Here is a 25,708-nt window from a genome sequence, read left to right on the forward strand (position 1 = left end):
GTCGGCGGCGCGGCGTCGTCGCCGGCGCGGTAGAAGCCGTCGTTGCGATTGCGGTTGCTCGACCAGACCCAGGCGAACATCGCCAGACCGATCGCGAACGCGCCCAGCACCCACAGCCAGGCCTTGCCCGAGGGCAGCCAGGACGCGATATCGAAGGAACGGCGCGGTGCGGGGGAAGGCGTCGACATAGGGCAGGCGGCTCGCGGGTCGGGTGGGTCACGGCGATAGCGTGATGCCGTGCATTCTGCAATGAAACCGCAGGCTACGTCGTTCGTGTGCGGCGGGCGTGTGGCCGTTGTGCGCGGCGCGCGAACGGCTCGATCGCGCCTTGGCGGCCTCGCCGGCCGGGTTGGTTCGCGAAAAAACCGCTTTGACGCGATAATCTGCGGTTCTCCCCGCCACATCCGGCTAAGTCATGCTCGATCCTAACCTGCTGCGCCAACAGCCCGCCGAACTCGCCGCCCGTTTGCACGCCACCCGCGGCTATGCCCTGGATCCGGCGGTGCTGGCGTCGTTGGAGAGCGAGCGCAAGATGGTGCAGGTGCGCACCCAGGAACTGCAGGCCGCGCGCAACAAGCTCTCGGCCGAGATCGGCAAGCGCAAGAGCAAGGGCGAGGACGTCGCCGAGGTAATGGCGCAGGTTTCCAGCATGGGCGATGAGCAGAAGCTCGGCGAAGCGCGCCTGGAAGCGATCAAGGGCGAGATCGAGGCGATCGCGCTGGGCATTCCCAACCTGCCGCACGATTCGGTGCCGCTGGGCGCGGACGAGGCCGGCAACGTCGAACAACACCGCTGGGGCACGCCGCGCGAATTCGATTTCCCGGTCAAGGACCACGTCGAACTCGGCGCCCGCCACGGCTGGCTCGACGCGGAAACCGCGGCCAAGCTGTCGGGCGCGCGCTTCACCGTGCTGCGCGGCCAACTGGCGCGGCTGCACCGCGCGCTGGCGCAGTTCATGCTGGATCTGCATACCGAACAGCACGAATACCAGGAAACCAGCGTGCCGCTGTTGGTCAACGCCGACTCGATGCGCGGCACCGGCCAATTGCCCAAGTTCGAGGACGATTTGTTCGCGACCTTGGTCGGCGAAGGCGAATCGGCCAGCAAGCGCTACCTGATCCCGACCTCGGAAGTGCCGCTGACCAACATCGTCCGCGACGAAATCGTCGAAGACGCCGGGTTGCCGCTGCGCATGACCGCGCACTCGATGTGCTTCCGCGCCGAAGCCGGCAGCGCCGGCCGCGACACCCGCGGCATGATCCGCCAGCATCAGTTCGAGAAAGTCGAGCTCGTGGCCATCGCCCGTCCGCAGGACAGCTACAGCGAACACGAACGCATGACCCGCTGCGCCGAAGTGGTGCTGGAAACCCTGGGCCTGCCGTACCGCCGCATGCTGCTGTGCACTGGCGATATGGGCTTCTCCGCGGCCAAGACCTACGACCTGGAAGTGTGGCTGCCGAGCGAGAACCGCTACCGCGAGATTTCCTCGTGCTCCAACTGCGAAGCCTTCCAGGCCCGGCGCATGCAGGCGCGCTGGCGCAATCCGGCGACCGGCAAGCCCGAGCCGGTGCATACGCTCAACGGTTCCGGCGTGGCCATCGGCCGGGCGATGATCGCGGTGATGGAGAACTATCAGAACGCCGATGGTTCGATCACCGTGCCGGAGGCGTTGCGGCGTTATGTGGGTGGGGCTGAGACGCTGGCTTGATCGCCGTCGGCCGCTGAAGACTCGCGGCCCTCACCCCAACCCTCTCCCGCAAACGGGAGAGGGAGCAGTTACGCCGCTTGCTCTTAGCTCCCTCTCCCGCTTGCGGGAGAGGGCTGGGGTGAGGGCCGCAAGTCGCCCCGCACCCACCTTTCTCGCCCCCCAATAAAAAAGCCGGGCCCGTCAGGACCCGGCGAATGCCGGCGTGGGGGAGGGAACGCCGGACTTTGAGCTACACGGTTGGACACGGGTATTGCGGGACAGACACGGATGTAGCCTCAGGCCGCCTTGCGTTGCGGCAGCGCAATGGACGCGTGCGCGGCAGCAAGCGCATCGGCACGATGCTGAGGTGAGTAAGACACACCCTCGGCGCGCACGAACTCGACATCGGTCACGCCGATGAAACCCAGGACGTGACGCAGGTAGGTCTCTTGGAAATCGCTGGGCTGGCCGCTGTGCAAACCGCCGCGGCCGCTGGCGATGATCGCCTTCTTGCCCTTGGCCAGACCCTCCGGACCTTCGGCGGTGTAGCGGAAGGTCTTGCCGGCGACCGCGATCCGGTCGATCCAGGCCTTGAGCGTGGAAGGAATGCCGAAGTTGTACATCGGGGCGCCCAACACGATCACATCGGCGGCCAGGAATTGTTGCAGGATGCGCTCTGATTCCTCGGTTTCGGCCGGATCGACCTTAGCCAGGGAACGACCGGTAAGATGCGGTACCGGATCGGCGTCCAGGTCGCGGTATTCGATGCTCAGGCCGGGCAGTTCGTCCTGCCAACGGGCCGCGACCGCTGCCGACAGCTCGCGGGTCACGGAATTTGCGCCCAAGGCGCTGGAATCGATGTGCAGCAGCTTCATGGTGGGCCTCGTTGGGCTGGAAGGCGGGCGTCGCCGCGTTGGAGCAAAGTCTGGATCGTTGCGCGAATGGGATAAAGCTGGTTCAATATCACTCGCTGTTCTAATTTTGGAACTATCGTCATGCACGATCTCAATGACCTGTACTACTTCGCGATGGTCGTCGACCACGCCGGATTCGCCGCCGCCGAGCGCGCGCTGGGCATTCCCAAGTCGCGTCTGAGCCGCCGCATCAGCCAGTTGGAAACCGATCTGGGCGTGCGCTTGTTGCAGCGTTCCACCCGCCGATTCGCGGTGACCGAAGTCGGCAACAGCGTCTATCGCCACGCCCAATCGATGCTGGCCGAGGCGCAGGCCGCGCGCGAAGTGGTCGACCGCCTCAGCGCCGAACCGCGCGGGGTGATCCGGGTCAGCGTCCCGGTCGGTCTGGCCCAGCAGCAGATTCCCAAGCTGCTGCCCGAATTCCTGGCCAAATACCCGCAAGTGCGCGTGCAGTTGCACATCAGCAACCGGCGCGTGGACATCATCAACGAAGGCGTCGACGTCGCCTTGCGCGTGCGTTCCAAGCTCGACGACGACGGCAGCCTGGTGATGCGCAGCTTCGGCCAGATCCAGGAACTGCTGGTCGCCAGCCCCAAATACCTGACCCGCATGGGCCGCCCGACCAACCCCGACGAACTGGCCGACCACGTCACCCTGAGCATCAGCGAAGACGACGCCCGCCAGCGCTGGGAACTGCACGGCCCCGACGGCGAAGTGCGCAAGGTCGAACTCAAGCCGCGGGTGATGGGCTTCGATTTCCCGATGCTGATGGCGCTGGCCGAGCAGGGCGTGGGCATCACCTTGCTGCCGGAAACCGTCTGCGCCGAAGCCGTGCGCCGCGGCGACCTGGAAGTGGTGCTGCCCAACTGGCGCCTGCCGCAGGGCATCTTCCACGCCGTCTTCGCCTCCCGCCGCGGCCTGCTGCCGGCGGTGCGGGTGTTCATCGACTTCCTGGCCGAGAAAGCCCCGTCGCTGGTCGAATCCGCGCGCCTGCAGTGCAGCGACATCAAGGGCCACCCGTGCCCGGACAGCATTTCCGACCGCGACGGCAAGAAGCCCGACAAGCCGGTGAAGATTTCCGCTCCGGCATGAGACAATGCCGCGCGTCCGGCGCAAGGCCGGATGCGCGAAGCTGAGAGTTGCGCGCGGGCTTGCGGCCCGCGTTTACAACGGAGAGATGGCCGAGTGGTTTAAGGCAGCGGTCTTGAAAACAGTTGTAGGAGGTGTGGCAGAGTGGTCGATTGCACCGGTCTTGAAAACCGGCAACGGGCAACCGTTCGTGAGTTCGAATCTCACCGCCTCCGCCAATTTAGAACAGGCACTTACGCAGTATCGACGAGCGAGTGAACCGCGAGAGATGCAGCAGAGAGCTCAGTGGTCTCGCAGGCGAAACAGCCGTTCGAAAAAATTGGGGCCGTAAGCAAGCCGTAAGCACAAACACAAAAGCCATCTAGGCGGGACACACGAAGGAACAACGACAAGATGGCAGAGCAGTTTCACTATCCTCCCGAGGTGTTTAATCTGCTGGTGGATACGATTCCGCTGCTCTGCCGGAGCAAGCAAGACGTCGTTTTGTTCCTCCAAGGCGCAGGAGTTGTGCCGGAAGACCTCGCTGAGGTCTCTAGCATCGTTCGCGCCAACCGCGACGCTATCAACAAGTTCGAGATTGTCCGCAACGTGCTCACGAGGGTGAATGCGCGTGGGGATGGCGGGTTACGTCCTCGCCGCGAAATCATCAAGCGTGTTACCGAGTTCGACAACTTCGACACCTGCTGGGACTCTGACCGGCTCAAGGCCAAAGGGCTTGTGGCCGAGTTGAGTAAGACGGTCAACGTCAAGGACTCCTTCACGCGGATGAAGCAGGAACGTGATGCTGAGCGGGAACAGGCGCTTGTCCGTCAGCGCTCCGAGCAAGCGGCAGCGTCTGAGAAGCGCACTAAGATTGAAGAAGTCAGTACGCGACTATTCGCCCTGTTCGGCATGGACGACAAGCCGCAAGAGAGGGGCAAGCTGCTCGAAGCTGTACTGAACGACCTTTTTAAAGCCTACGGCATTCACGTTCGAGAGGACTTTCGGCGCAAGTCACCCGACACCAGCACCGTACTTGAGCAGATTGATGGGGTGATCGAATTGGACGGTGCCATTCATTTGGTGGAGATGAAATGGCTCAATGCGCCGGTCGGCATCGGCGAGTTTTCCCCTCACCTCAGTCGCTTGTTTATGCGCGCGAACGCGCACGGCATTTTCATTGCGACAAACGGCTACACAGAATCCGTGTTGACTGAATGCAAGAGCGCGCTGAACCTCAAAACTATCTTCTTGTGCTCGTTGCAGGAGTTCGTGATGCTGCTTCAACGGCATGGCGATCTGGTTGCACTGCTTAAGAAGAAATCGCAAGCAGCCATCATCGACAAGAATCCTTACCTTGAGGTTCTTAGCTAACAATGAGAACGGAGTGCCAATGACTCTTGATGAGATAAAAGCCTGTCTGCAAGCGGGTGGCTTTCAGATTGCGAATGAGACGGCGCTGGCGAATGGCACAGGCACGCAACTCCGGTTGCAGAATGGCGCAATCGTCAACAGTTACCACACAGGCAATTTCAATGTTCAGGGCAAGAGCCAAGATGCTGTGAAGGCATGCCTTGGTGTGCAGCTTACGCAAGCTGCGGCTGCGCCCGCATCGCAGAATGGCGCCGCTGCCAAGCCGATGCTCAGCAAGGTGTTTGTCGTCTATGGGCACGACGCAGCAGCACGCACTGAGCTTGAAGCAATGCTGCGCCGTTGGAGACTTGAGCCGCTAATCTTGGATCAGCTTCCATCGGAGGGGCAGACCATCATCGAGAAGCTGGAGAAGTACACGGCAGAGGTGAAGTTTGCTGTAGTGCTGGCCACCCCTGATGACGAAGGCTACCGCGCTGGACACGAGGACGAAAAGGCCTTCCGTGCGCGCCAAAACGTTGTGATGGAACTGGGCATGATGCTCACGCTGCTCGGTCGCAAGAACGTTGCCATTCTCATGAAGCAACAAGACAACATAGAGCGCCCGTCCGATATTCAGGGATTACTCTATATCCCGTTCAAGGATAACCTGCAAAAGGATGCAGGGCCGCTTCTGGCGAAGGAAATGGCGGCTCAGGGCTACCCGATTGCTTTGGCGAACTTGTAGCAAGTCTTACGTCTGACAAGTGCAGTGCTCGATTGGGTCCTTGAGCAACTGCTTGCCGAGAACGGGCTCATCGAATGAACCGCCCCTGATTTGCGGGCCTCGCGGCGAGGATGCGAGGGAGCCTCAGGCTTGGCATATTCGACGTTCGAATCCTGCCCGACACTCGCGAGAAATCCGCGCAGCGGGCCGTACCGGCCCGCCCCGCGATGCATCGACTCAGTTCACCGGCCCGCCGCCCGGCGGGGCGATGACGAAACAACGGCCGCGGTCGACGCTGTAGGGGCCGGTGGTGACGCCCCAGCCTGTGGGTTGCGGGTCGGCGCAGCCGCGGCTGATGTATTGCACGCCGATCACCTGGCCGGTGTTGTCGCGGTAGGTGCGGATCTCCACGTGCGCGTTGGTTTGCGCGGTGGCGGCGAAGATCGCGCTCAGCGATGCGGCCAGTGCGGCGGTGGCGAGAATCCTTTTCGTGTAGCCCTTTTGCATGGTCCTGCTCCTTGGTCATGGGGCGGGCGAAGGCCCGCTGGGGTACTTCCTGTGCCGGCGTCGCGGTCGTCATGGGGCGAACGGGCGATAGAGCTTTAGCGTCGGGCTGGGTGGGGTGTCAAAGCCGTATGCGCGGTTTTGTGAAAGGGGTGGTGTTGCTGGGCTCCGGGGGGATGGCGGGAGGCTTGGGGCAATCGGGTGACAGGTGAGTGTCGTCGTTGTTGGGAGTTCGTGGTCGCGGCTCGCGCCGCTCCTACAAGGGGGCTTCGGACTGGCGGGGTGAGGGGTAGGATTGGGGGGATGCCCGAATCGATCCGCTACCTGCCCACCGCCATCACCGGCGTCGACGCGATGAGCGCGGCGACGGCGCGGGCGTATCCGCGGCATGTGCACGACCAGTACGGGATCGGGGTGGTCGATGCGGGCGGGCATGCGTCGGCCAGCGATCGGCGCCAGGTCGAGGCCGGGCCGGGGCAGTTGATCTTCGTCAATCCAGGCGAGGTGCACGACGGGCGGGCGATCGGCGGGCGGCCGCGTGCGTGGCGGATGTTGTATCTGGATCCTGCCTTGGTCGAGCGCGCTCGCCTGGATATCGACGAAGGCGCGGGCCGGCCGTTGGTGTTCGCCGCGGCGGTGTTCGGCGATGTACGTGTGCGCGGGTTGCTGGAAACTGCGTTCGCGAGCGTGACCGCGGCGGACGCGCCGATGGCGTGCGAGACGGCGTTGCTGCGTTTGCTCGCCGGTGCGGGCGTCAACGCCGCTGAGCCGCGGCGCGCGGGGACCGACGCGGCCGTCTCGGTGCGGCGCGCGCGCGAACGCATCGACGCCGAGCCGGGCGCGGAGTTGTCCTTGCTCGATCTGGCCGGCGAGGTCGGCGTCAGTCGCTATCAGTTGATCCGCGGTTTCGCCCGCGAACTGGGCCTGACTCCGCATGCGTACATCGTGCAACGCCGGATCGCCTTGGCCCGGCGTTTGATCCGCGCCGGGCAGGGCGCGGCCGAGGCGGCGGCGCAGGCGGGGTTTTACGATCAGAGCCATCTCAATCGCTGCTTCGTGCGCCAGTTCGGCGTCACTCCGCTTCGTTACGCGCAAGGAGCGCGCTGAGCGGGCGGCGCGCACTTTTATCCAAGACCGGTGGTCGCCGTGGCGGCGACAGTGGGACTCCCACCCACAGGAGCCCGCCATGCGGTCCGTTCGCGAACTCGCGTTTTTCCGCTCGATTCATCGCCGCTCTTCGCCCGTCGCCGGAGCCGTCCGATGAGCGCGCTCGCCCCGGCCACTGCCATTCGCCCGTGCCGCGAGGACGAACAAGGCGCCATCCTGGACATCGTCAACGCCGCCGCCGAGGCCTATCGCGGGGTGATTCCGGCCGACCGTTGGCATGAGCCGTATATGTCGGCGCAAGACCTGCGCGATGAGATCGCCGCGGGCGTGGCATTCTCCGGGTTCCAGGCCGGCGGCGTTCTGCTCGGGGTGATGGGCATCCAGGCGGTGCGCGATGTCGATCTGATCCGCCACGCCTATGTGCGTCCAGGCCAACAGCGCTCGGGCGTCGGTGCGGCCTTGCTCCGGCATCTGCGCGAACGCGCGCAGCGTCCGGTGCTGGTCGGTACTTGGGCCGATGCGTCCTGGGCGATCGCGTTCTATCGCCGCAACGGCTTCGTGTCGGTGCCGCAGGAGCGTGCGAATGCGTTGCTGCGCAGCTATTGGCGGATTCCCGAGCGTCAGATCGAAACTTCGGTGGTGCTGGAGCTGGCCAGGGACTGACAGGTCTTTGTCGACGGCTTAACCGTGGTTTGTCGATTCTGGGCGGCGTGGATCGTCGTATCGATGGGGGCCGCACGGCCTTCGCCTTCGTTCATCCGTCGTCTACAGGAGAAATCCCCATGCAAAACAACCGCGTTGGTTGGTTCGAGATCTACGCCCACGATATCGACCGGGCCCGCAAGTTCTACGAGGGCGTGTTCGGTATCACCCTGGAGAAGCTCGAAAGCCCCGACGGCCAGATGGTGATGTGGGCCTTCCCGGGCGCCATGGATCAGCAGGCCCACGGCGCTTCCGGCGCTTTGGTGCATATGCCGGGCGCGCCGGTCGGCAGCGGCGGCACCCTGGTTTATTTCATGTCGCAGGACTGCGCCATCGAGGCCGGCCGCGCGGCGGCGCACGGCGGCAAGGTGGCGATGGAGAAGTTCGCCATCGGCGGCGATTATGGCTTCGCCGCCTTGCTCAACGACACCGAGGGCAATACCTTCGGCGTGCATTCGATGGAGTGAGTCGCGCAGCTTGCCGGGCCGTGTCGAAGACGCGGCCCGGCCAGCGGCCGCGAGCCATCGGCTCGCGAGGGCGGTCGCTAAAGATTCCGACAGCGGCCCGGGTCGGCGCGTTGTCTCATGAGGCCTGTCCATTCGGCTTCAAGAGAACGCATCCATGTCCATCGATTCAGCGCTTACGCCGGTCGCAACGGAATCGGCCGACCGCCGCGTCTGCGTGTTCGGCGCCTACGGCCACACCGGCCGCTTCGTGGTCGCCCGCTTGTTGCAGCGCGGCTGGCTGCCGGTGCTGTCGGGCCGCGATGCGGTGCGTTTGCAGGCCTTGGCTGCGGCGTTTCCGCAATCCCCGGTGCGGGTGGCTTCGGTGGACGATCCCTCGTCGCTGGATGGCGCATTGGAGGGGACGGTGGCGGTGATCAATTGCGCCGGGCCTTTCAGCGAAACCGCCGAAGCGGTGATCCAAGCGGCGCTGCGCGCCGGCGCGCATTACCTGGACACCGCGGCCGAGCAGCAACCCGTGCTCGCCGCGTTCGACCGCCATGCCGAGGCCGCGGTCCGCGCCGGTATCGCCGTCGTGCCGGCGATGGCGTTCTACGGCGGTCTGGCCGATCTGCTCGCCAGCGCGGCGATGCAGGGTTGGAGCGAGGCGGATTCGCTGGACATCGCCATCGCCTTGGACAGCTGGCATCCCACCGAAGGCACCCGCATCACCGGACAGCGCAATACCGCGCGGCGTTTGACCATCGCCGGCGGCGTTCTGCAGCCGTTGAGCGATCCGCCCGCGCAGCGCGCCTGGCGTTTCGACGGCGCGTTCGGCGAGCAGGCGATGGTCGCGGTGCCGTTCAGCGAAATGTCGCTGATTTCCCGGCATTTGCGGGTGCAACGGGCCGAGTCCTTCCTCAATTTGGCGCCGCTGCGCGATGTACGCGATCCGTCAACGCCGACGCCGGTGGCTGCCGACGCGAGCGGGCGCTCGGATCAGGTGTTCGCCATCGAAGTCAGCGCGCGCCGCAACGGCAGCGAGCGCAAGTTGAGCGCGCAAGGGCGGGACATCTATGCGGTCACCGCGCCCTTGATGGTGGAAGCCCTGGAGCGGATAGTCGACGGGCGCAGCCGCGGCGCCGGGGTGTGGGCGCCGGGCGCGACCTTCGATGCGCGCGATTTCATCGCCAGTCTGGCGCCGCACGATCTGCAATGGTCCGCTTGAGCGGCTGAGCGCCTATCAGTTGGGCAGCGACAGGATCGCCTGAAGCCCGCCGTCCTCGCGCGGCGACAGCGTCAGCGTCGCACCCAGCGACAGCGCCAGTTGTTGCGCGATCGCCAGGCCCAGGCCGGCGCCGCCGCTGTCGCGGTTGCGCGAGGATTCGATCCGGTAGAACGGCTGCATCACCGCGTCGAGCTCGTGCGCGGCGATGCCGGGACCGCGGTCGAGCACGCGGATTTCGACCGCGCCGCCGTCGCCGCGCCGGCCGACTTCCAGCTCAGCCGCGCCGGCGTATTTGATCGCGTTGTCGATCAGATTGCCGACGACCCGGCGTAGCGCGTGCGGCCGGCTGAACACCGGCGCGCCCAGGGTTCCGCTCAGCGATACGGGCTTGCCGGTGTCCTGGTAATCGCAGACCAGACTGTCGAGGAACGCATCCAGATCGAGCTTGATCGGCGCCTCGGCCGCGCCGTGCGCGCTGCGCGCATAGGCGACGCCTTCACGCACCAGATGCTCCATCTCGCCCAGATCGCCGATCAGCTTGTCGCGCTCGGGCGAGGCGTCCATCGCCTCGGTGCGCAAACGCATGCGGGTGATCGGGGTCTGCAAGTCGTGCGAAATAGCCGCGAGGATCTGCAGGCGTTCGCTCAAATACGCGGCGATCCGATCCTGCATGGCATTGAACGCCGACACCGCCTTGGCCACCTCGGTCGGCCCGCCTTCGCGCAAGGGCGCGGCGCCGCCGCTGGGGCTGAGCGAATCGGCGGCGCTGGCCAGCCATGCCAGCGGCCGGGTCGCCAGCCGCACCGCTACCCAGGTGCATAGCAGCAACAACGCCAGTTGCGCTGCGAGCACGAACGGCAGCCATTGCGCGACCGGCATGGTCGAGGGCGTGACTTCGACGATCAGCGGTTGCCCGTCGCTGAGGGTGAGGTGGACCTGGAAGCGTTCGGGCCGGGTCGAGGTGGTGTCGGCGCGCAGCGGATAGCGCGGGCCCAGCGCCGAGCCGATCAGGCGGACGATGTTCTGCGCGCGCTCGCTCAATTCCGGCTTGCCGGGTTCGCCGGCGCCGAGCACGTAGTGGTAGGTGCGGCGCTTGAGCTGCGGCAGAAATTGCGCGCGGTCGGACGCGGGAATGCGTTCGAGCACCGCGACCGAGGTGATCACGTCCTGCTCCAGATTGCCGAGCATCATCGAGGTGGCGGTGACGTAACGCTCATAGAACAGCAGCCCGAACGACAATCCGTGCGCCAGCAACAAGCCGGCGAACAGGATCAGGTACAGCCGCGAGGCGATGCTGCGCGGCAGCCATTTCGACGCGGCGGCGGGCGTGGGCGCGTTCACGTTTCCTCGCCAACCAACGTGACCGGCATCGAGAACACATAGCCCTCGCTGCGAACGGTCTTGATGTAGGTCTGCTCGCGCGCGCCGTCCTGCAGGCGCTGGCGCAAACGGCTGACCAGCAGATCGATGGAGCGGTCGAAGTGTTCGGCGTCGCGGCCCTGGGTCAGGCTGAGCAATTGATCGCGGCTGAGCACGCGCTGGGGATGATCGAGGAACACCCGCAACAGCCGGAACTCGGCGCCGCTGAGCGCCACCGCGGTGTCTTGCGGATCGAGCAGGTGGCGCGCGCTGGTGTCCAGGCGCCAATCGCCGAACGCGATCAGCCGGCTGGCTTCGCTGATCTGCAGGTTCGGCGGCAACATCCGCGTGCGCCGGATCACCGCGTTGATCCGCGCCAGCAACTCGCGCGGCGAGAACGGTTTGACCACGTAATCGTCGGCGCCCATTTCCAGGCCGATGATGCGGTCGGTGGCGTCGTCGCGCGCGGTCAGCATCAGCACCGGGATCGCGCGGTGCTTGCCGGCGCGCAGGTTGCGGCACAGCACCAGGCCGTCGTCGCCGGGCATCATCACGTCGAGCACGATCAGATCGACCGCCTGCGTATCCAGCAGCGCACGCATTTCGCGGCCGTCGGCGGCGACGCTGGCGCGCAGGCCGTTCTTGCGCAGGTAATCGGCGACCATCTCGCGGATGTCGCGATCGTCGTCGACGACCAGAATGTGATCAACGTGGTTCATGCATCGATTCCGCCGAAGAAAAGGCCGCCATGCCGGGCCGCGTTCGCCGCGATTATGCCACCGGGCGCGGGCGGCGCCGGCCCGGCGGCGGGTGCGCTCAACGTTCGGCCAGCAGTTGTTTGATCTTGGCCTCGGTCTGGGCGTAATCGCCTTCGCCGAAGTGCTCATAGACCACCCGGCCGTTGCGGTCGATCAGGTACAACGCCGGCCAATAACGGTTGTGGTAGGCGTTCCAGGTGGCGTAGGCGTTGTCTTGCGCGACCGGATACTCGATGCCGAAGCGCGCGACCGCCGCATCGACATTGCGCGGGATCTTTTCGTAACCGTATTCGGGCGTGTGCACGCCGACCACGGTCAGGCCGCTGTCGCGATAACGCTGATGCCATTGCTTCACGTGCGGCATCACCCGGATGCAGTTGATGCACGAATAGGTCCAGAACTCGACCAGCACCACCTTGCCGCGCAGGCCGGCCATGGTCAGCGGCGGACTGTTGATCCAGCGCTCGATGCCGGCGAATTCGGGCGCGGTCGGCGCGGGTTGGGTGTGGGTGCCTTGCACCGGTTCGGCCTGCGCGCCGGGCGTGCAGGCGACCGCGGCCAGACACAGGCTCAGGGCGCAGAGGAGGGGTTTGAGCGTGCTCAGGGTCTTGGACATGGCGGTTTGCCTTCGAAAGGATTGGGGGATTCAAAGTCCGGTGGAGACCGCCGGCAGCCATTGCGTAGCCCAGGCGGAAAACAGCACGTCGTACTGCAGCAGTTGCAGCAGGGCGACGGCGATGGCGACGGCGCCGAAGATGCGGCGGGTCGTTACGGCGTGGCGGTTGAAGAACGCCAGCCGCGCCGACACCCAATGGCCGCCGTACGCGATCGCCAGCAGCGGCACGCCCGCGCCGAGCGCATACAGTCCGAGCAGGGCGGTCGCTTTGGCCGGCGCTTGCGCCGAAGCGGCCAGGGCCAGCACCGAGGCCAGGATCGGCCCTGCGCACGGCGTCCACACCAGGCCGAGCGAGGCGCCGATCAACAGCGCGCCGAGCTTGCCGGTGCGCGCGGGGCCGGCCGAAACGCCTGAGGTCAGGCGTCGTTGAATCTGTGCGGCCAACCAGTCGAACGGCGCCGACCACAGGCAACTCAACCCTGCCAACAACAGCATCGCGATCGCGGCGGTGCGCACGGCGTATTGCCATTCGCCGGAGATCGCCGACAGCGCGCCGAGGGCGATGCCCCCGGCGGCGAAACTGGCGGTGAAGCCGGCGACGATCAGCAACGGTTCCAGCTTGCTGCGCCCGGCGGTGGTGGCCAGCACGATCGGCAACACCGGCAGGATGCAGGGCGAGGCGATGGTGGCCACGCCGGCGGCGCCGGCCAGGGCGTACTCGGCGAAGGCTTGCGCGAACATCGCTCAGCCTCCCGCGTGCGCGGCGGGTTCTTCGGCCTTGACGCCGGCCGCTTCCAGAATCGCGTAAGCGACCTCGCGCGGTTGCGACAGCGGCGCGGCGTGGCCGGAGGCGATCGAGCGCACCTGCGCGCCGATCCGGCGCGCGGTGTCGGCCTGCAGTTCCGGCGCGATCATCCGATCGTTGCGCGCGATCACGTACCAGCTCGGCTTGCCGCGCCACGCCGCCTGGGTCACCGCTTCGCCGAACGCGCTGGCCTTGATCGGCGCCTGGGTGCTGAAGATCAGGCGCGCGTCGCGGGGTTTTAGCTCCGGGGCGAAATCTTCCGCGACCGTGTGCTCGTTCAACCACAAAAAACCATCGTGTTCGCGCAAGCCGCTCAGACCGTGCGGAACCGGAAAGCCGCGGCCTTGATCGCCGGTGTTCTGACCGACGTCGGGCGCGAACGCGGCGACATAGACCAGGGCGCTGACCCGCGGATCGGTGCCGGCCTGGGTGATGACCGTGCCGCCCCAGGAATGGCCGACCAACACCACCGGTCCGGAGGCGTTGTCGATGGCGCGGCGGGTGGCCTGGACGTCGTCGCTGAGCGAAGTCAGCGGGCTGTGCGTGGCGACGGTGCGCACGCCCCAGGACTGCAGGATCGCGATGACCTTGTTCCAGCTGGCGCCGTCGGCGAAAGCGCCGTGGACCAGCACCACGGTCGGGGCGGCGTTGTGGTCGCGGACGTCGGCGGCGGCCAGGGACGGAACCAGCGACAGCGCGGTCAGGGCGGTGAACAGTGCGGTGCGGAACATTGGGCGGATCTCGTTGGGAAGGTGCGGCTATTGCAGCGTCGCGGCCTGTCTCGGCTGTGTCGGCGGCGGCGGGGTTTTGTAAGCCAGTGCGGCCGGCGCGGGCCCGATCTACATTCGCTTACAAATCTCCGCCGCCGCCGCGCGTACGGCTCAGACGATTTCGAACTCGACTTCGACGTTGTCGCGGATGGCGTGCGAATACGGGCAGGTCTGATGCGCGGTCTCGACCAGCGCGCGCTTCTGCGTGTCGTCCAGGCCCGGCAGGCTCACGCTCAACTTGACCGAGAGCAGGTAGCGGCTGCCGCCGTCGGTCTTGCCCAGCGAGACCGCCGCATCGACCGCGGTGTCGGCGGGCGGACGGATGCCGAGTTTCGCCCCGGCCAGCTGCATCGCACCGATGAAACAGGCCGAGTAGCCGACGCCGAACAACTGTTCGGGATTGGTGCCGGGCCGGCCTGAGCCCGGCGTGCTGAGCTTGACTTCCAGCGCGCCGTCGTCGGAACGGCCGCCGCCGTCGCGGCCGCCGGTGGTGTGGGTGTGGGCGGTGTACAGCACTTGTTCGGTGGTCTTGATCATGGTGGTTCTCCTGGGATGTGCGGCGATGCGGTTGTGCTCGCCGGGGGGATGAAACTTCGGGCAAGCGGAGTGGGCGGATCGATTACGCGGAGTCGGCGCGTTGCAGCGAATGCCCGCGCGCTGCGCGCTTGTTGGCTTGGGCGAGCTTGCCGACCCAGCGGATCGCCACCGCCGACAGCAGGATCGCGAACGGCACGGCATAGGCCGGGCTCATCGGAATGCGCTTGAAGTAGGAGTAGGCGAAGATCGCCGCGATCACCCACATGCCGGTGGTGTGCAGACGCTTCCACGCGCGCGGGCCGAGCCGGCGCACGGCGCCGTCGAACGAGGTCGCCGCCATCAGCACGATGAACGCGTAGCCGATGCTGCCGGGCACGTTGGCCAGGCCGGTGCGGCTGGGCCAGAACTCCGGCGCCAGCTGGCCATAGGCGTAGATGGCGATGGCGTGGACCAGGTGCGAGAACGCGAACGCCAGGCCGATGTAGCGGCGTTCGCGCAGCAGCGCCTTGGTCACCGGCGAGGGCACCAGGGCGACGAAAGCCGAGGCAGTGAAGGCCAGCAAGAACAGGGCGAACGACGTGCGTGCGGTCGCGCGGATCGCGCTGCGCAGGGCTTCGGTCCAGTCGGCGTTGGCGCACAGGATCAGGCCGACCATGGCCAGGATCGCCACGGCGATGGCGCCGAACAGGCTCCAGCCGGTGAGTGTGGGCAGGCGGTTTTGCGGTTTCATTGGGTTGCTCCGACGATGGAATCGAGCGCGATAGGGATAAGAGGAGGCGAGCGGCGATCAGGGTTCGGGCTGGGCGCAAAGCACGATCGAGTCCTCGCGCATGCGCTGTAGCAGCGCCAGCCCTTGCGCTTGCACCGAGGCGGGATCGCCGCCGGTTTCCTGCGCGAGCGCGTCGAGGTGAGCGCGGCCGCTGCGGGCATCGGTTTGCAGCGAAGTCAGCAGGCGGTAGGCCATGGGCGCGATCCGGGCGAAGCGAACCTGCAGGGCGGCGTCGCGATGCACCAGCAGCAAGGTCGGCTGCTCGGGCGGAGCCAGCGGCTGGAACTGCGGGCCGATGGCGTCGACCGGCCAGCGATAGCCCAGCGGCATCGCCAGCGGCGAAAGCAGCAGCACCGAGTCGAGCAGGTCGCCGTCGCGGCGATGCGCCGGCAGCGCGGCGTCGCTGAGCTGCAGATCGATTTCCACCCATTCGTAATGCGCCAGCTCGGCCAACCACGGCGCGCTGTCGTCGAGCGCCGGGTAGCCTTGGACGAAATCGACGAACTCGGCGGCGATGCGGGTGAACAAGGGCGTGGCGCTGCGGTGTTCGGCGTAGAACGCGCGCACCAGCGTCCGCCACGCGCTTTCGTCGAGGGTTTGCCGCAGCACCGGGAAGCTGCCGGCCAGCAGCGATTCGATCGAACCGAAGAACAATTCGCGATAGATCCGCAGCCGGCGATCTTCCAGACCCGGCGGCGGCGCGTGCCGCGACGGGTCGCGCAGATGCCGGGCCAAGGCGTATTGCTGTTGGCGCAGGCGCTCGCTCATGGCGCGGCCTCCGCGGCGGCCTGCATGGAGCGGATGCGCGCGGTTTCGGCCAGCAATTCGCTCAGCGGCGGGAAGTTGAAGTCGCGTTCGAGCAAGGTCGGGCGTACGCCGAAACGGGCATAGGCCTGAGCGAGCAGCGACCAGACATCGTCCTTGACCGGCGCGCCGTGGGTATCGACCTTCAGGTCTGTGTCCTGGTCGAAATGCCCGGCGATATGCAACGAGGCGATGCGGTCGGCGGGCAGGCGGGCGAGGAAGTCCGCGGCGTCGTAGCCGTGATTGCAGGCGTTGACGAACAAATTGTTGACGTCGAGCAGCAGGTCGCAATCGGCCTCGGCCAACACCGCGCCGATGAAGTCGATTTCGCTCAGCGCCTGATACGGCGCGGCGTAGTAGGACACGTTCTCCACCGCGATCCGCCGGCCCAAGGCGTCCTGCGCCTGGGCGATGCGGCGGGCGACGTGGCGCACGGCTTCATCGGTGAACAGGATCGGCATCAGATCGTAGAGATGGCCGTCGTCGCTGCAGTAGCTCAGGTGTTCGCTGTACAGCGCGACCCGATGGCGGTCGAGGAAGTCGCGGGTTTGCGCCAGCAACGCGGTGTCCAGCGGCTCGGGGCCGCCCAGCGACAGCGACAGGCCGTGGCAGCTGAGCGGGAAACGCGCCGACAGCTGCGCCAGCGCATCGCCGTAGCGGCCGCCGACGCCGATCCAGTTGTCGGGCGCGCATTCGAGAAAGTCGAGCGCGTCCTCGTCCATCGTCAGCAATTGCGCGATCAAGCCGCGGCGCAGGCCCAGGCCGGCGCCGCGGATGGACGGGTAGCCAGCGCTGCGCGTAGCGGTGAAGGCGGGAAGGTTCATGGCGATACCTCGAATCGAAAAGCGCGCTCCTTCCCGGTGGGAAAGGGAAGGAGCGCGAACCGGTCAGGCCTGGCCGCCGCACTTGCCCTCGCCGCACTTGCCTTCGCCCACTTCCTTGCCGGCGGCGCGGCGCGAGGCCTCCACCGACTTGAGCGCTTCGGGCAGCGAGATGCTGCCGTTCTTGTCGGTGTCGATGCGGTCGAACTCGGCGGCGCGGGTGGGAGCGGCGGCGACGAATTCGGCGCGCGAGACTTTGTGGTCGTGGTTGGTGTCGGTCTTGGCGAAGCTTTCTTCGCCGCACTTGCCCTCGCCGCATTTGCCTTCGCCGGCCTTGGCGGCGTGGCTGGCGGAGGCCAGATAACCCTGCGCCAGAGGCTGCACGGCGAAGGCGGACTGGCTCAGGATCAAGCCGCCGGCCAAGGCGACGCCGATCAGGCCGATGCTGTGCTTGCCGCTGCGGGCGGTGGAGTTGGAGTCGTGGTTGCGGGACATGGTGTTCTCCGAGAGATGCGGCGATGCCGCGGGATAGGGCCGCGAATGCGGCGGATGCAACGAAAGCGAGGCGGCGCGGAAGGCGCGGCGGGCGTTCTCAGGCGAACGCGGATGCAGGTGCGGCGATGGCGCGCGCAGGTTTGAACGCGATCAACGCCAGACCCGACAAGGCGAGCGCGCCGCCGATCCAAGGCAGCAGCAGACTGGTCGGCAGGCCGAAGGCCAAGGCGACCCAGCCCCAGGCGCGGCGGTCGGCGCGGATGGTGGATACGTTGGCGCTGCGTGTGATCAACGCGTCGACGCTGAGCTTGCCGCCGCCGTTGAGCACCAGCGGCAACAGCATCGCCAGATACAGCAGCGGCAGCTTGTAGTTGCCGTGGCCCTGATCGCTGATCGCGTAGCCCTGCCACAGCTCGGCCAGGCTCGACCAATCGCTGGGCCAATGCACGGCGTAGATCGCCACCACCGTGAGCACCCACAAGGCGAAGGCCGCATAGCGCGTGCCCAGGCCGATCAGCAAGGCCAGGCTGGCGCCCAGCTCCATCCAGGTGGCCAGGGTCCAGTTGAGCTGCGGGCCGAGCAGCGAGAACGGCAGCGGAAACTTGTCGCCCAGATCGGCGAACCAGTTCTCGCCCAGCCATTTTTCGCGGCCGGCTTCGAAGAACTCCCAGGCCAGCAGCACGCGCAGACCGGCCGGCGCGAGCCAGCGGCCTACCGCGTCGACGCGGGGGATGAGCGGGGTGGTGCTGGAAAGCTTGGGGAAGTACCGCATGTCCGACTCCTGAGGCCGCTGGCCCGTTTGGGTGCGGCTATTTCGGAGTGCGGCGGTATCGCCAGGGTGTCGGCGGGAGTGCGGATTTGTCAGCCAACCGCGCGGATCGGCGCGCGGATACATTGCGATACAAACGCCGGGCGGCCGCGGCGGGCCGCCCGGCGGATGCGGGCCGTGCGGGCGCCTCAGCCGCCGCCGCGCGGGCGGTTGCGCCAGTCGACGTAACGCCGCAGCAAGGCGTCGTCGAGCGGCGGGCAGACGTCCAGGCCGCCGAGTTCCTCGACCGCGTTGCCGATCCGGATCGCGCCGAACGCGGTCGCCACGCTGGGATCCTCGGCCAGATCGGCCGGTAGGATCGAGGCGATGTTGCGGGTGGATTCGTCGCTCGCGCAGCGCGACAGCCAATCGCGATACGCCAGGCTGCGCACCGGCGCGCCGTCGCTGGCGGCGATGGCGGCAATGAGCCGACTCAGCGCGAATGCGCGCGGATGGGTCAGGTTGAGCGTGCGTCCGCGGGTGTCCTGGCGCAGCGACAGTTCGACGATGAACTCGCTCATCCGGTCCACCGGCACCCAGTTCAACGTATCTTCCTGGTCGGGAACGGCGCGATGGCGCAGGCAGGCGTCGACGAACAGGCTCCAGGTATCGCTGTCGTTGCTGATGCCGCTGTCGGCCGCGCCGCAGATATGCGTCGGCCGATACACCGTGTAACCCAGGCCGCGGCTGCCGCCCAATCGCAGCAACTGCTCGGCGACCCATTTGCTTTGGGTGTAACCGGCCGACAGGCCTTGCCAACGCGCGAACAGATCCTCTTCGTTGCGCACATCGATCCACGCCGGGTCCAGCGGCGGCAGTACGCCGGTAGTAGACACGTAGTGGATATGTTTGGGCGCGCCCAGGCTGGCCAGGCGCAGCACTTGTTCGGTCGCCAGCACGTTGGCGGCCTTGAGCGTGCGGTAGTTGTGCAGCGAATTGACCCAGGCGCCGTTGTGGTAAATCGCGTCGAGCGACTGGGCCAATTCGGCGAACCGCCGCTCGCTCAGGCCCAGCCGCGGTTGGGCGAGGTCGCCGGGCAGCACGACGATGCGCTCTGGGTCGAGCGGCGGGTTCAATCCCAGCGCGTTCAAGCCGCGCCGCAGCCGTTGCAGGCCTTGCCCGGCGTCGTCGCAGCGGATCAGGCAATGCACGCGCGCATCGGTACGACGCAGCAAGCGGGTCAGCAGGAACGCGCCGAGAAAACCGGTGGCGCCGGTCAGCAGCACTTGCCGCGGCGACAGCGGCGCGGCGTGCGGGAGGGCGGCGCGGATGTCCGGGGCGAGCTGGATTTCTTGCCGCAGGTCGACGACCGCGCTCACGGCATCGGCAGGCGCGCGCAGCAACTCGGCCATGTCCTTGAGCACCGGACGCAGGAACACTTGCCGGACCGGCACCGCGCCGCGCTCGCGCGCATCGGCGTCGCGCGCCGCGCCGATGCGCGCGGCCAGTTGCGCGGCCAGCAGCGAATGCCCGCCGAGTTCGAAGAAATGATCGTCGCGGCCGATGCGTTCGACCCCGAGCAAGGCGCTCCACAGCGCCGCGAGCGTGGTTTCCGGGCCGTCGAGCGGCGCTTGGAAATCGTACCGGGCCAGGTCTTGTCGGTCGGGCGCGGGCAAGCGCTTGCGGTCGAGCTTGCCGTTGGGCGTCTGCGGCAAGGCATCGACGGCGACGAACGCGGACGGAACCATGTAGTCGGGCAGTCGCGCGCTCAGATGCGCGCGCAAACGCGTGGCCAAACCGCTGCGCGGCGCGCCGGCAGCGGCCGGCACCACGTACGCGACCAGACGTTTGTCGCCGCCGTCTTCGCGCGCGAGCACCGCGGTTTCGGCCAGTTCGGGGTGCTCGGCCAAGCGCGCCTCGATCTCGCCCAATTCGATGCGGAAACCGCGGATCTTGATCTGATCGTCGTTGCGGCCGAGAAAAATCAGTTCGCCGTCGCCGCGGTAACGGGCCAGATCGCCGCTGCGGTACATGCGCGCGCCGGCCGTGTCGGCGAACGGATCGGCGATGAAGCGCTCGCGCGTCAACGCCTCGCGGTTCCAATAGCCCTGGGCCAGGACCGCGCCGCCGATATGGATCTCGCCGACCGCGCCCAACGGCGCCGGTCGGCCGCGCGGATCGAGCAGGTAGATGCGGGCGTTGTCGATCGGACGGCCGATCGGCGCCTGATCGGGCCAGGCTTCGACCGTGGGCGGCAGGGTGTAAGCGGTGACTACATGCGATTCGGTCGGGCCGTAATGATTGTGCAGGCGGCAGTCGGGCAACTGCTGGAACAAGCGGCGGATCTGCGGGGTGATGCGCAGTTGCTCGCCGGCGACGACGACATCGCGCAAGGCCGGCGACAGCATCGCGATGCGCGCGGGATCGTCGGCCGCGGCTTCGGCCAGCGCTTGCAGGGCGATGTAGGGCAAGTGCAGACGTTGCACGCGCTCGCGCGCGATCCTGGCGATCAGCAGGCCGAAATCCAGGCGCAGTTGCGCGTCGATCGAGACCAAGATGCCGCCCGCGCACAGCGTGCCGAAGATCTCCTGGAACGCGACGTCGAACCCGAGCGCGGCGAACTGCAGCGTGGTTTGCGCGGGCGGCAGTTGCCGGTTCTGCCATCGCAGCAGATTGACCAAGGGCCGGTGCGGCATGGCCACGCCCTTGGGCACGCCGGTGGAACCGGAGGTGTAGATCAGGTAAGCCGGACGATCGGCGTCGGCATGCGTGTCGCCCGGGTTTTCATGCGCCTCGTCGTCGGCGGTGAAAGCGTCCGCGGTGAGTCGGTCCAGATCGAGCGCGTGGGCGCAGTGCGATACCGCATCGCCCAATGCGCGGCGGCCGGCGGCGTCGCCCAGCAACAGCGCCGGTTGCGCTTCGGCCAGCACTTGGGCCAAGCGCTCGGCGGGATAGTCCGGGTCCAGCGGCAGATAAGCGCCGCCGGCCTTGAGTATCGCGATCAGCGCCGCCACCATCGCCGCGCCGCGGCCGGCGCAGATCGCCACCGGCTGCCCGGGCCGCAAGCCTTGGGCGATCAATCGGTGCGCCAACCGGTTGGCCAGGGTATCGAGCTGGCGATAGCTCAATGAATCGTGGTCGTGAACCAGCGCGATCGCGTCGGGCGTGCGCTCGACTTGCTGTTCGAACATCCGGTGCACGCAGGTGTCGGCGACGGCCGCGGTCTCGCCGCGGTTGAAGCGTGCGAGCAACAGCGCGCGCTCATCGGCGCCGACCACGTCGATATCGGCGATGCTGCGCGCGTCGTCGGCGACCATCGCCCGCAGCATCGCGATCAGACAGTCGCGCTGGCGTTCGATGGTCGAGCGGTCGAACAAGGCGGTGCTGTAGTACAAGGTGCCGTCGACGGTTTCGCCGGCGGCGGACGCCGCCGATGGGCTCAGGTGCAGTTCCAGATCGAACCTGAGCGTGTCGACGGCCATGCGCGGCGGCTCGGCGCGCAGACCGTCGAACGCGAACACGCCCGCTTCGTTGGTCTGCCAGGCGAACAACACCTGGAACAGCGGGGTGTGATCGAGCCGGCGCGGCGGTTGCGCCGCTTCGACTACGCGCTCGAACGGCAGATCCTGATGGTCTTGCGCCGCCAGCGCGACCGCGCGCACCCGCGCCAGCAACTCGGCCACGCTGGGGTCGCCGCTCAGGTCGATGCGCAAGGCCAGGGTGTTGACGAAGAAGCCGATCAGCGGCTGGATCTCGGCGCGGTTGCGGTTGGCGCTGGGCGTGCCGACGATCAGGTCGGTGTGTCCGGACAAACGCGCCAGCACCGCCGACCACGCCGCCAGCAAGGTCATGAACAAGCTGCCGCCGTGCCGTCGGCTCAGGCGTTGCAGCGCATGGGTCAGTTCGGGCTCAAGATGCAGCGCTACTTCGGCGGCGGCGAAGCACTGTTGCGCCGGCCGCGGCCGGTCGGTCGGCAGCTCCAGCAGCACCGGTGCGTCGGCGAGTTGGTTGCGCCAGTAATCGGTCTGCGCGTCGAGCCGGTCGCCGTCTAGCCACTGCCGTTGCCATGCGGCGTAGTCGGGGTACTGGATCGCCAACGCGGGCAACGAATCGGCGCGGCGTCCATGCGCGGCGTTGTAGAGCTCGCCGAGTTCGCGCGCCAGTATCGCGATCGACCAGCCGTCGGCGGCGATGTGATGCAAAGTAATCAGCAACTCGTGTTCGTTTTCGCCCAGCCGGATCAGCCGCGCGCGGATCAGCGGACCGCGGCTCAGGTCGAACGGCGCGTGCAGTTCTTCGTCGGCGATGGCTTGCAAGGCGGCGTGCGCATCGTCGCTGCCGCGCAGGTCGTGCTCGGGCAGTCCCAGCGCGGTGTCGGCCGGCAACAGCCGCACGCGCGGCTGGCCGTTGCGGGCGATGAACACCGTGCGCAGGCCTTCGTGGCGCGCCAGCAGACGGTCGAGCGCCTGACGCAAGGCGTCGCGATCCAGCGTTCCGTGCAGGCGCAGCGCCAGCGGGATGTGATAAGTGACGCTGACGCCTTCGAGCTGGGCCAGAAACCACAGGCGCTGTTGCGCGAACGACAGCGGCAGTTCGCCATCGCGCGGGGTCGAGACGATGCGTCCTGCATCGGCTTCGCGCAGGCCCAAGGCCTGGCCACGCTGATACAAGCGAGCGCGTTCTTTGCCGCCTAGTTTGCCGAGGATGGATTTGATCGAGGTTTGCATGGCTAGGTATCCCCGTTTCAGGCGTCGGTCTGCAGCGCGGCGATCAATACCATTTCCGCGAACGCGGACAACTGCGGATGGTTGAACAGTGTCGACGGCGGCAAGCTCACGCCGTAATCGCTCTGCAGGCGGCCGAGCAAGCGCATGGCCAGCAACGAGTGGCCGCCGAGTTCGAAGAAATCGTCGTCGCGGCCGACGCGTTCGAGCCTCAGCAGTTCCTGCCACAGGCCCGCGACCAGCGCTTCGATTTCGTTCTGCGGGGCGAGGTAACGGCGACGGGCGAAGGCATCGTCGGCCGGCGCCGGCAACGCCGTGCGGTCGATCTTGCCGTTGGCGTTGAGCGGTAGCCGCGGCAACACCACGAACGCCGACGGCACCATGTAGTCGGGCAACTGCGCGCTCAAATGCGTGCGCAGCCGCGCGACCAGATCCTCGTCGTCGCGCGCGACCAGATACGCGACCAGACGCGGGTGTCCGGGCTCGTCCTCGCGCGCCACCACCACCGACTGGCGCACCGCGGGATGTTCGCAAAGCCGCGCCTGGATCTCGCCGAGTTCGATCCGGTAACCGCGCAGCTTGACCTGCTGATCGTTGCGACCCAGGAACAGCAGATCGCCGTTGCCCAGGTAACGGACCAGATCGCCGCTGCGGTACATGCGCGCGCCCGGCCGCGGGTCGAACGGGTCGGCGAAGAATCGCTCCGCGGTGAGTTCGGCTTGATTGAGGTAGCCGCGGGTCACGCCGACGCCGCCGATGTACAACTCGCCCGGCGCGCCCAGCGGCACCGGCCGGCGCTGCGGGTCGAGCACGTAGGCGCGGGTGTTGGCCAGCGGGCGGCCGATCGGCGCGCGCGCGGATTCGTCCATGTCCGCGGGCGGATCCCAGACGGTGGCCAATACCGTAGTTTCGGTCGGGCCGTAGACGTGCACGACCCGGGCGCGTTGGTTCAAGCCGCGGATCAAGCCCGGATCGACCGCTTCGCCGCCGACGAAGAACATCGGCGGACGCGCGAATTCCGGCAGTTCGGTCCGTCCCTGCAAGAACGCCGGCGGCATGTAGCTGTGGCTGAGGCCATGTTCGGCCATCCAGGCCAGGTAGGCGCCGGCGTTGCCGCGTTCGGATTCGGTCGGCAGGTACAAGGCCGCGCCTGCGCACAGGCTCAGACCGAGATCGATGATGCTGGCGTCGAAACTCAACGAAGCGAACTGGGCGATGCGGCTGTCGGCGTCGACGCCGAAACGCCGGATCTGGCTGCTGGCGAACTGCACCGCGTTGCGGTGTTCGACCATCACGCCCTTGGGCGTTCCGGTCGAACCGGAGGTGTAGATGATGTAGGCCAGATGCTGCGGTCGCAGCGCTGGCAGCTGCGGATCGGCGGCGGAATGATGCGACCACACCGCGCAGTCGGCCTGCAGGTCCAGCCAGGTGAATCCGGCCAGTTCGCCCAGCGCGCGGCGACCGACGGCATCGCCCAACACCAGCAGCGGATCGGCGTCGGCCAGCATCCGGTTCAAACGCGCGGACGAATGCGCCGGGTCGAACGGGACGTAGGCACCGCCGGCCTTGAGCACGGCGAGCAGGCCGACGATGGCGTGCGGGCCGCGCTGGGCGCACAAGGCGACCCGGTCGTCGGGGCGCAGGCCCGATTCGATCAGGTAATGCGCCAGACGGTTGGCGGCCTGGTTCAACTCGGCATAGCCGGTGCGTTGGCGGTCGTGCACCAGCGCGGTCGCGTGCGGGGTGCGTTGCGCGTGTCGTTCGAAAAGTTGATGGAAACAACTTTGTTCGGGGTAGGGCGCGTCGGTGGCGTTCCAGGCGTTAAGCAGCAAGTCGCGTTCGCGTGCGTCGGCCAATTCGATCTGCGTTATGGGCTGCGCGGTATCGGCGAGCATCGCCCGCAACGCGGCGATCAGATAGTCGCGATGGCGCTCGATCGTGTCTGGATCGAACAAGGCGCTGGCATAGACCAGGCCGCCGGCCAGCGCGCCGTCGGATTCGGCCAACTGCAGCTCCAGATCGAACCTGGCTGTGTTCGCCGGCAACTCCAGCGGTCCGGTGTCGAACGCGCCCAGGTCGAGCGCCGTCGCCGCGTCCAGCCAGGCGAACACGACCTGGAACAACGGCGAGCGATCGGTCTGCCGCGGCGGCCGCGCGGCGTCGATCACACGTTCTAACGGAAGATCCTGCGCATCCAGCACCGCGGTCCGCACCCGCGCCAGCAACTGGCCGATGTCCGGATCGCCCGACAGATCGATGCGCAGGGCCGCGGTATCGACTGACAAGCCAGTCGGCGGTTCGATTTGGTCGCGGCCCCGACCCGCGTTGGGCGCGCCGACGAGCAGGTCGTCCTGCCCCGACAGTCGCGCCAGCACCAACGACCACGCCGCCAGTACCGTCATGAACAAGGTGGCGCCGTGGCGGCGGCTCAGGCGTTCCAGCGCCGCGGTCAGTTCGGCGTCCACCCGTATCGGTATGCGTGCGTCGGCGAAGGATGGCCGCGGCGGCCGCGGGCGATCGCTCGGAAGTTCCAGCAGTGCCGGTGCGTCGGCCGAATGCCAGGTCGGCGACGGCTGTGGGGTGCTCGAGCTCGAGCGGGTTTGAATGTCGTCCATGAGACCCACGATTACTCGGGTGAGTCGCCGAGATTGAGATCGTGGTTACCTGGCCGGTGCAATCAGTGCGGGTACGTGCGGCAGCGGTTTATCGATCCCGGGGCAGGCGAGGCCGCTGTTCAACGATGGCATCGCCCATCCGGTAGACCGGCATCGA

23 protein-coding genes, 1 tRNA gene and 1 pseudogene are annotated in these 25,708 nt (G+C 67.1%); 9 read left to right on the top strand and 16 right to left on the bottom strand.

Features of this window, described 5'->3' with window-relative positions; translation table 11 throughout:
• Positions 1 to 188: hypothetical protein (locus V7787_RS38770; protein WP_336092869.1), on the bottom strand; the 188-nt coding region annotated here is incomplete at its 3' end.
• Positions 189 to 415: 227 nt separating this feature from the next.
• Here V7787_RS38770 and serS point away from each other — a divergent pair.
• The gene (serS, locus tag V7787_RS38775) at positions 416 to 1,708 is read left to right on the top strand and encodes a serine--tRNA ligase (RefSeq protein WP_336092871.1); all 1,293 of its coding nucleotides are present in this window, start codon (positions 416 to 418) and stop codon (positions 1,706 to 1,708) included.
• Between the two features lie 275 nt (positions 1,709 to 1,983).
• On the opposite strand, the gene V7787_RS38780 is transcribed toward serS, so the two are convergent.
• Complete coding sequence (locus tag V7787_RS38780) at positions 1,984 to 2,562, bottom strand: FMN-dependent NADH-azoreductase (protein WP_336092873.1); 579 nt, start codon at positions 2,560 to 2,562, stop codon at positions 1,984 to 1,986.
• Between the two features lie 120 nt (positions 2,563 to 2,682).
• Here V7787_RS38780 and V7787_RS38785 point away from each other — a divergent pair, with 120 nt between their 5' ends.
• The 4 genes from V7787_RS38785 to V7787_RS38800 all read left to right on the top strand — a co-directional run bounded on the left by V7787_RS38785 (position 2,683) and on the right by V7787_RS38800 (position 5,767).
• Positions 2,683 to 3,693 (top strand): LysR family transcriptional regulator, encoded by a 1,011-nt coding sequence (locus V7787_RS38785; protein WP_336092875.1) that lies wholly within the window; start codon positions 2,683 to 2,685, stop codon positions 3,691 to 3,693.
• Between the two features lie 127 nt (positions 3,694 to 3,820).
• Positions 3,821 to 3,908: transfer RNA gene (locus tag V7787_RS38790), tRNA-Ser, on the top strand.
• A gap of 175 nt (positions 3,909 to 4,083) precedes the next feature.
• The gene (locus V7787_RS38795) at positions 4,084 to 5,043 is read left to right on the top strand and encodes a restriction endonuclease (RefSeq protein WP_336092877.1); all 960 of its coding nucleotides are present in this window, start codon (positions 4,084 to 4,086) and stop codon (positions 5,041 to 5,043) included.
• Between the two features lie 19 nt (positions 5,044 to 5,062).
• Positions 5,063 to 5,767 (top strand): TIR domain-containing protein, encoded by a 705-nt coding sequence (locus V7787_RS38800; protein WP_336092879.1) that lies wholly within the window; start codon positions 5,063 to 5,065, stop codon positions 5,765 to 5,767.
• Between the two features lie 216 nt (positions 5,768 to 5,983).
• On the opposite strand, the gene V7787_RS38805 is transcribed toward V7787_RS38800, so the two are convergent.
• Entirely contained in the window at positions 5,984 to 6,253 is a 270-nt protein-coding gene (locus V7787_RS38805) for a hypothetical protein (protein WP_336092881.1), read from the bottom strand.
• Between the two features lie 300 nt (positions 6,254 to 6,553).
• Here V7787_RS38805 and V7787_RS38810 point away from each other — a divergent pair, with 300 nt between their 5' ends.
• The 4 genes from V7787_RS38810 to V7787_RS38825 all read left to right on the top strand — a co-directional run bounded on the left by V7787_RS38810 (position 6,554) and on the right by V7787_RS38825 (position 9,730).
• On the top strand, positions 6,554 to 7,357 hold the full coding sequence (locus tag V7787_RS38810; protein WP_336092883.1) for an AraC family transcriptional regulator: 804 nt from the start codon (positions 6,554 to 6,556) through the stop codon (positions 7,355 to 7,357).
• Positions 7,358 to 7,510: 153 nt separating this feature from the next.
• Positions 7,511 to 8,020 carry a GNAT family N-acetyltransferase gene (locus V7787_RS38815; protein WP_336092885.1) on the top strand — a complete coding sequence of 170 codons (510 nt, stop codon included), beginning with the start codon at positions 7,511 to 7,513 and terminating at the stop codon, positions 8,018 to 8,020.
• Between the two features lie 119 nt (positions 8,021 to 8,139).
• Complete coding sequence (locus V7787_RS38820; protein WP_336092887.1) at positions 8,140 to 8,526, top strand: VOC family protein; 387 nt, start codon at positions 8,140 to 8,142, stop codon at positions 8,524 to 8,526.
• A 154-nt stretch (positions 8,527 to 8,680) separates the two neighbouring features.
• A complete protein-coding gene (locus V7787_RS38825) occupies positions 8,681 to 9,730 on the top strand; it encodes a saccharopine dehydrogenase family protein (protein WP_336092888.1) in 1,050 nt (349 codons plus the stop codon).
• A gap of 15 nt (positions 9,731 to 9,745) precedes the next feature.
• On the opposite strand, the gene V7787_RS38830 is transcribed toward V7787_RS38825, so the two are convergent.
• The 13 genes and pseudogenes from V7787_RS38830 to V7787_RS38890 form a co-directional block, all read right to left on the bottom strand.
• Complete coding sequence (locus tag V7787_RS38830; RefSeq protein ID WP_336092889.1) at positions 9,746 to 11,071, bottom strand: HAMP domain-containing sensor histidine kinase; 1,326 nt, start codon at positions 11,069 to 11,071, stop codon at positions 9,746 to 9,748.
• Positions 11,068 to 11,808 (bottom strand): response regulator transcription factor, encoded by a 741-nt coding sequence (locus V7787_RS38835; protein WP_336092890.1) that lies wholly within the window; start codon positions 11,806 to 11,808, stop codon positions 11,068 to 11,070. The genes V7787_RS38830 and V7787_RS38835 overlap by 4 nt, the downstream gene beginning before the upstream one ends.
• A 97-nt stretch (positions 11,809 to 11,905) precedes the next feature.
• Positions 11,906 to 12,463, bottom strand: coding sequence for a thioredoxin family protein (locus tag V7787_RS38840; protein ID WP_336092891.1), 558 nt, complete (start codon positions 12,461 to 12,463; stop codon positions 11,906 to 11,908).
• Positions 12,464 to 12,493: 30 nt separating this feature from the next.
• A complete protein-coding gene (locus V7787_RS38845; RefSeq protein ID WP_336092892.1) occupies positions 12,494 to 13,204 on the bottom strand; it encodes a cytochrome c biogenesis CcdA family protein in 711 nt (236 codons plus the stop codon).
• Positions 13,205 to 13,207: 3 nt separating this feature from the next.
• Positions 13,208 to 13,999 (bottom strand): alpha/beta fold hydrolase, encoded by a 792-nt coding sequence (locus V7787_RS38850; protein ID WP_336092893.1) that lies wholly within the window; start codon positions 13,997 to 13,999, stop codon positions 13,208 to 13,210.
• Between the two features lie 150 nt (positions 14,000 to 14,149).
• Positions 14,150 to 14,575, bottom strand: coding sequence for an Ohr family peroxiredoxin (locus V7787_RS38855; RefSeq protein ID WP_336092894.1), 426 nt, complete (start codon positions 14,573 to 14,575; stop codon positions 14,150 to 14,152).
• 82 nt (positions 14,576 to 14,657) lie between these two features.
• Positions 14,658 to 15,305, bottom strand: a complete 648-nt coding sequence (locus V7787_RS38860) for a ferric reductase-like transmembrane domain-containing protein (protein ID WP_336092895.1) — start codon at positions 15,303 to 15,305, stop codon at positions 14,658 to 14,660.
• A gap of 57 nt (positions 15,306 to 15,362) precedes the next feature.
• A complete protein-coding gene (locus V7787_RS38865; RefSeq protein WP_336092897.1) occupies positions 15,363 to 16,112 on the bottom strand; it encodes an HvfC family RiPP maturation protein in 750 nt (249 codons plus the stop codon).
• Positions 16,109 to 16,972, bottom strand: coding sequence for an HvfB family MNIO-type RiPP peptide maturase (locus V7787_RS38870; protein ID WP_336092899.1), 864 nt, complete (start codon positions 16,970 to 16,972; stop codon positions 16,109 to 16,111). Before V7787_RS38870 ends, V7787_RS38865 begins: the two co-directional genes overlap by 4 nt.
• 63 nt (positions 16,973 to 17,035) lie before the next feature.
• On the bottom strand, positions 17,036 to 17,464 hold the full coding sequence (locus tag V7787_RS38875; RefSeq protein WP_336092901.1) for an HvfA family oxazolone/thioamide-modified RiPP metallophore: 429 nt from the start codon (positions 17,462 to 17,464) through the stop codon (positions 17,036 to 17,038).
• 280 nt (positions 17,465 to 17,744) lie between these two features.
• Positions 17,745 to 18,236: pseudogene (locus tag V7787_RS38880) on the bottom strand (HvfX family Cu-binding RiPP maturation protein); the annotation flags it as partial.
• Positions 18,237 to 18,421: 185 nt separating this feature from the next.
• Complete coding sequence (locus tag V7787_RS38885) at positions 18,422 to 22,939, bottom strand: non-ribosomal peptide synthetase (protein ID WP_336092903.1); 4,518 nt, start codon at positions 22,937 to 22,939, stop codon at positions 18,422 to 18,424.
• A 17-nt stretch (positions 22,940 to 22,956) separates the two neighbouring features.
• Positions 22,957 to 25,551: a non-ribosomal peptide synthetase gene (locus V7787_RS38890; protein WP_336092905.1), complete on the bottom strand. Its 2,595-nt coding sequence runs from the start codon at positions 25,549 to 25,551 to the stop codon at positions 22,957 to 22,959.
• Positions 25,552 to 25,708 lie beyond the last annotated feature (157 nt).

The organism is Pseudomonas sp. CGJS7 (assembly GCF_036961695.1).

Coding starts and splice junctions, on each gene's coding strand:
- V7787_RS38800 (WP_336092879.1), top strand. CDS start 5,063: ATGACTCTTGATGAGATAAAAGCCTGTCTGCAAGCGGGTGGCTTTCAG.
- V7787_RS38860 (WP_336092895.1), bottom strand. CDS start 15,305: ATGAAACCGCAAAACCGCCTGCCCACACTCACCGGCTGGAGCCTGTTC.
- V7787_RS38885 (WP_336092903.1), bottom strand. CDS start 22,939: ATGCAAACCTCGATCAAATCCATCCTCGGCAAACTAGGCGGCAAAGAA.
- V7787_RS38795 (WP_336092877.1), top strand. CDS start 4,084: ATGGCAGAGCAGTTTCACTATCCTCCCGAGGTGTTTAATCTGCTGGTG.
- V7787_RS38780 (WP_336092873.1), bottom strand. CDS start 2,562: ATGAAGCTGCTGCACATCGATTCCAGCGCCTTGGGCGCAAATTCCGTG.
- V7787_RS38875 (WP_336092901.1), bottom strand. CDS start 17,464: ATGTCCCGCAACCACGACTCCAACTCCACCGCCCGCAGCGGCAAGCAC.
- serS (WP_336092871.1), top strand. CDS start 416: ATGCTCGATCCTAACCTGCTGCGCCAACAGCCCGCCGAACTCGCCGCC.
- V7787_RS38825 (WP_336092888.1), top strand. CDS start 8,681: ATGTCCATCGATTCAGCGCTTACGCCGGTCGCAACGGAATCGGCCGAC.
- V7787_RS38840 (WP_336092891.1), bottom strand. CDS start 12,463: ATGTCCAAGACCCTGAGCACGCTCAAACCCCTCCTCTGCGCCCTGAGC.
- V7787_RS38810 (WP_336092883.1), top strand. CDS start 6,554: ATGCCCGAATCGATCCGCTACCTGCCCACCGCCATCACCGGCGTCGAC.
- V7787_RS38820 (WP_336092887.1), top strand. CDS start 8,140: ATGCAAAACAACCGCGTTGGTTGGTTCGAGATCTACGCCCACGATATC.
- V7787_RS38890 (WP_336092905.1), bottom strand. CDS start 25,551: ATGGACGACATTCAAACCCGCTCGAGCTCGAGCACCCCACAGCCGTCG.
- V7787_RS38785 (WP_336092875.1), top strand. CDS start 2,683: ATGCACGATCTCAATGACCTGTACTACTTCGCGATGGTCGTCGACCAC.
- V7787_RS38805 (WP_336092881.1), bottom strand. CDS start 6,253: ATGCAAAAGGGCTACACGAAAAGGATTCTCGCCACCGCCGCACTGGCC.
- V7787_RS38865 (WP_336092897.1), bottom strand. CDS start 16,112: ATGAGCGAGCGCCTGCGCCAACAGCAATACGCCTTGGCCCGGCATCTG.
- V7787_RS38855 (WP_336092894.1), bottom strand. CDS start 14,575: ATGATCAAGACCACCGAACAAGTGCTGTACACCGCCCACACCCACACC.
- V7787_RS38845 (WP_336092892.1), bottom strand. CDS start 13,204: ATGTTCGCGCAAGCCTTCGCCGAGTACGCCCTGGCCGGCGCCGCCGGC.
- V7787_RS38850 (WP_336092893.1), bottom strand. CDS start 13,999: ATGTTCCGCACCGCACTGTTCACCGCCCTGACCGCGCTGTCGCTGGTT.
- V7787_RS38870 (WP_336092899.1), bottom strand. CDS start 16,972: ATGAACCTTCCCGCCTTCACCGCTACGCGCAGCGCTGGCTACCCGTCC.
- V7787_RS38815 (WP_336092885.1), top strand. CDS start 7,511: ATGAGCGCGCTCGCCCCGGCCACTGCCATTCGCCCGTGCCGCGAGGAC.
- V7787_RS38835 (WP_336092890.1), bottom strand. CDS start 11,808: ATGAACCACGTTGATCACATTCTGGTCGTCGACGACGATCGCGACATC.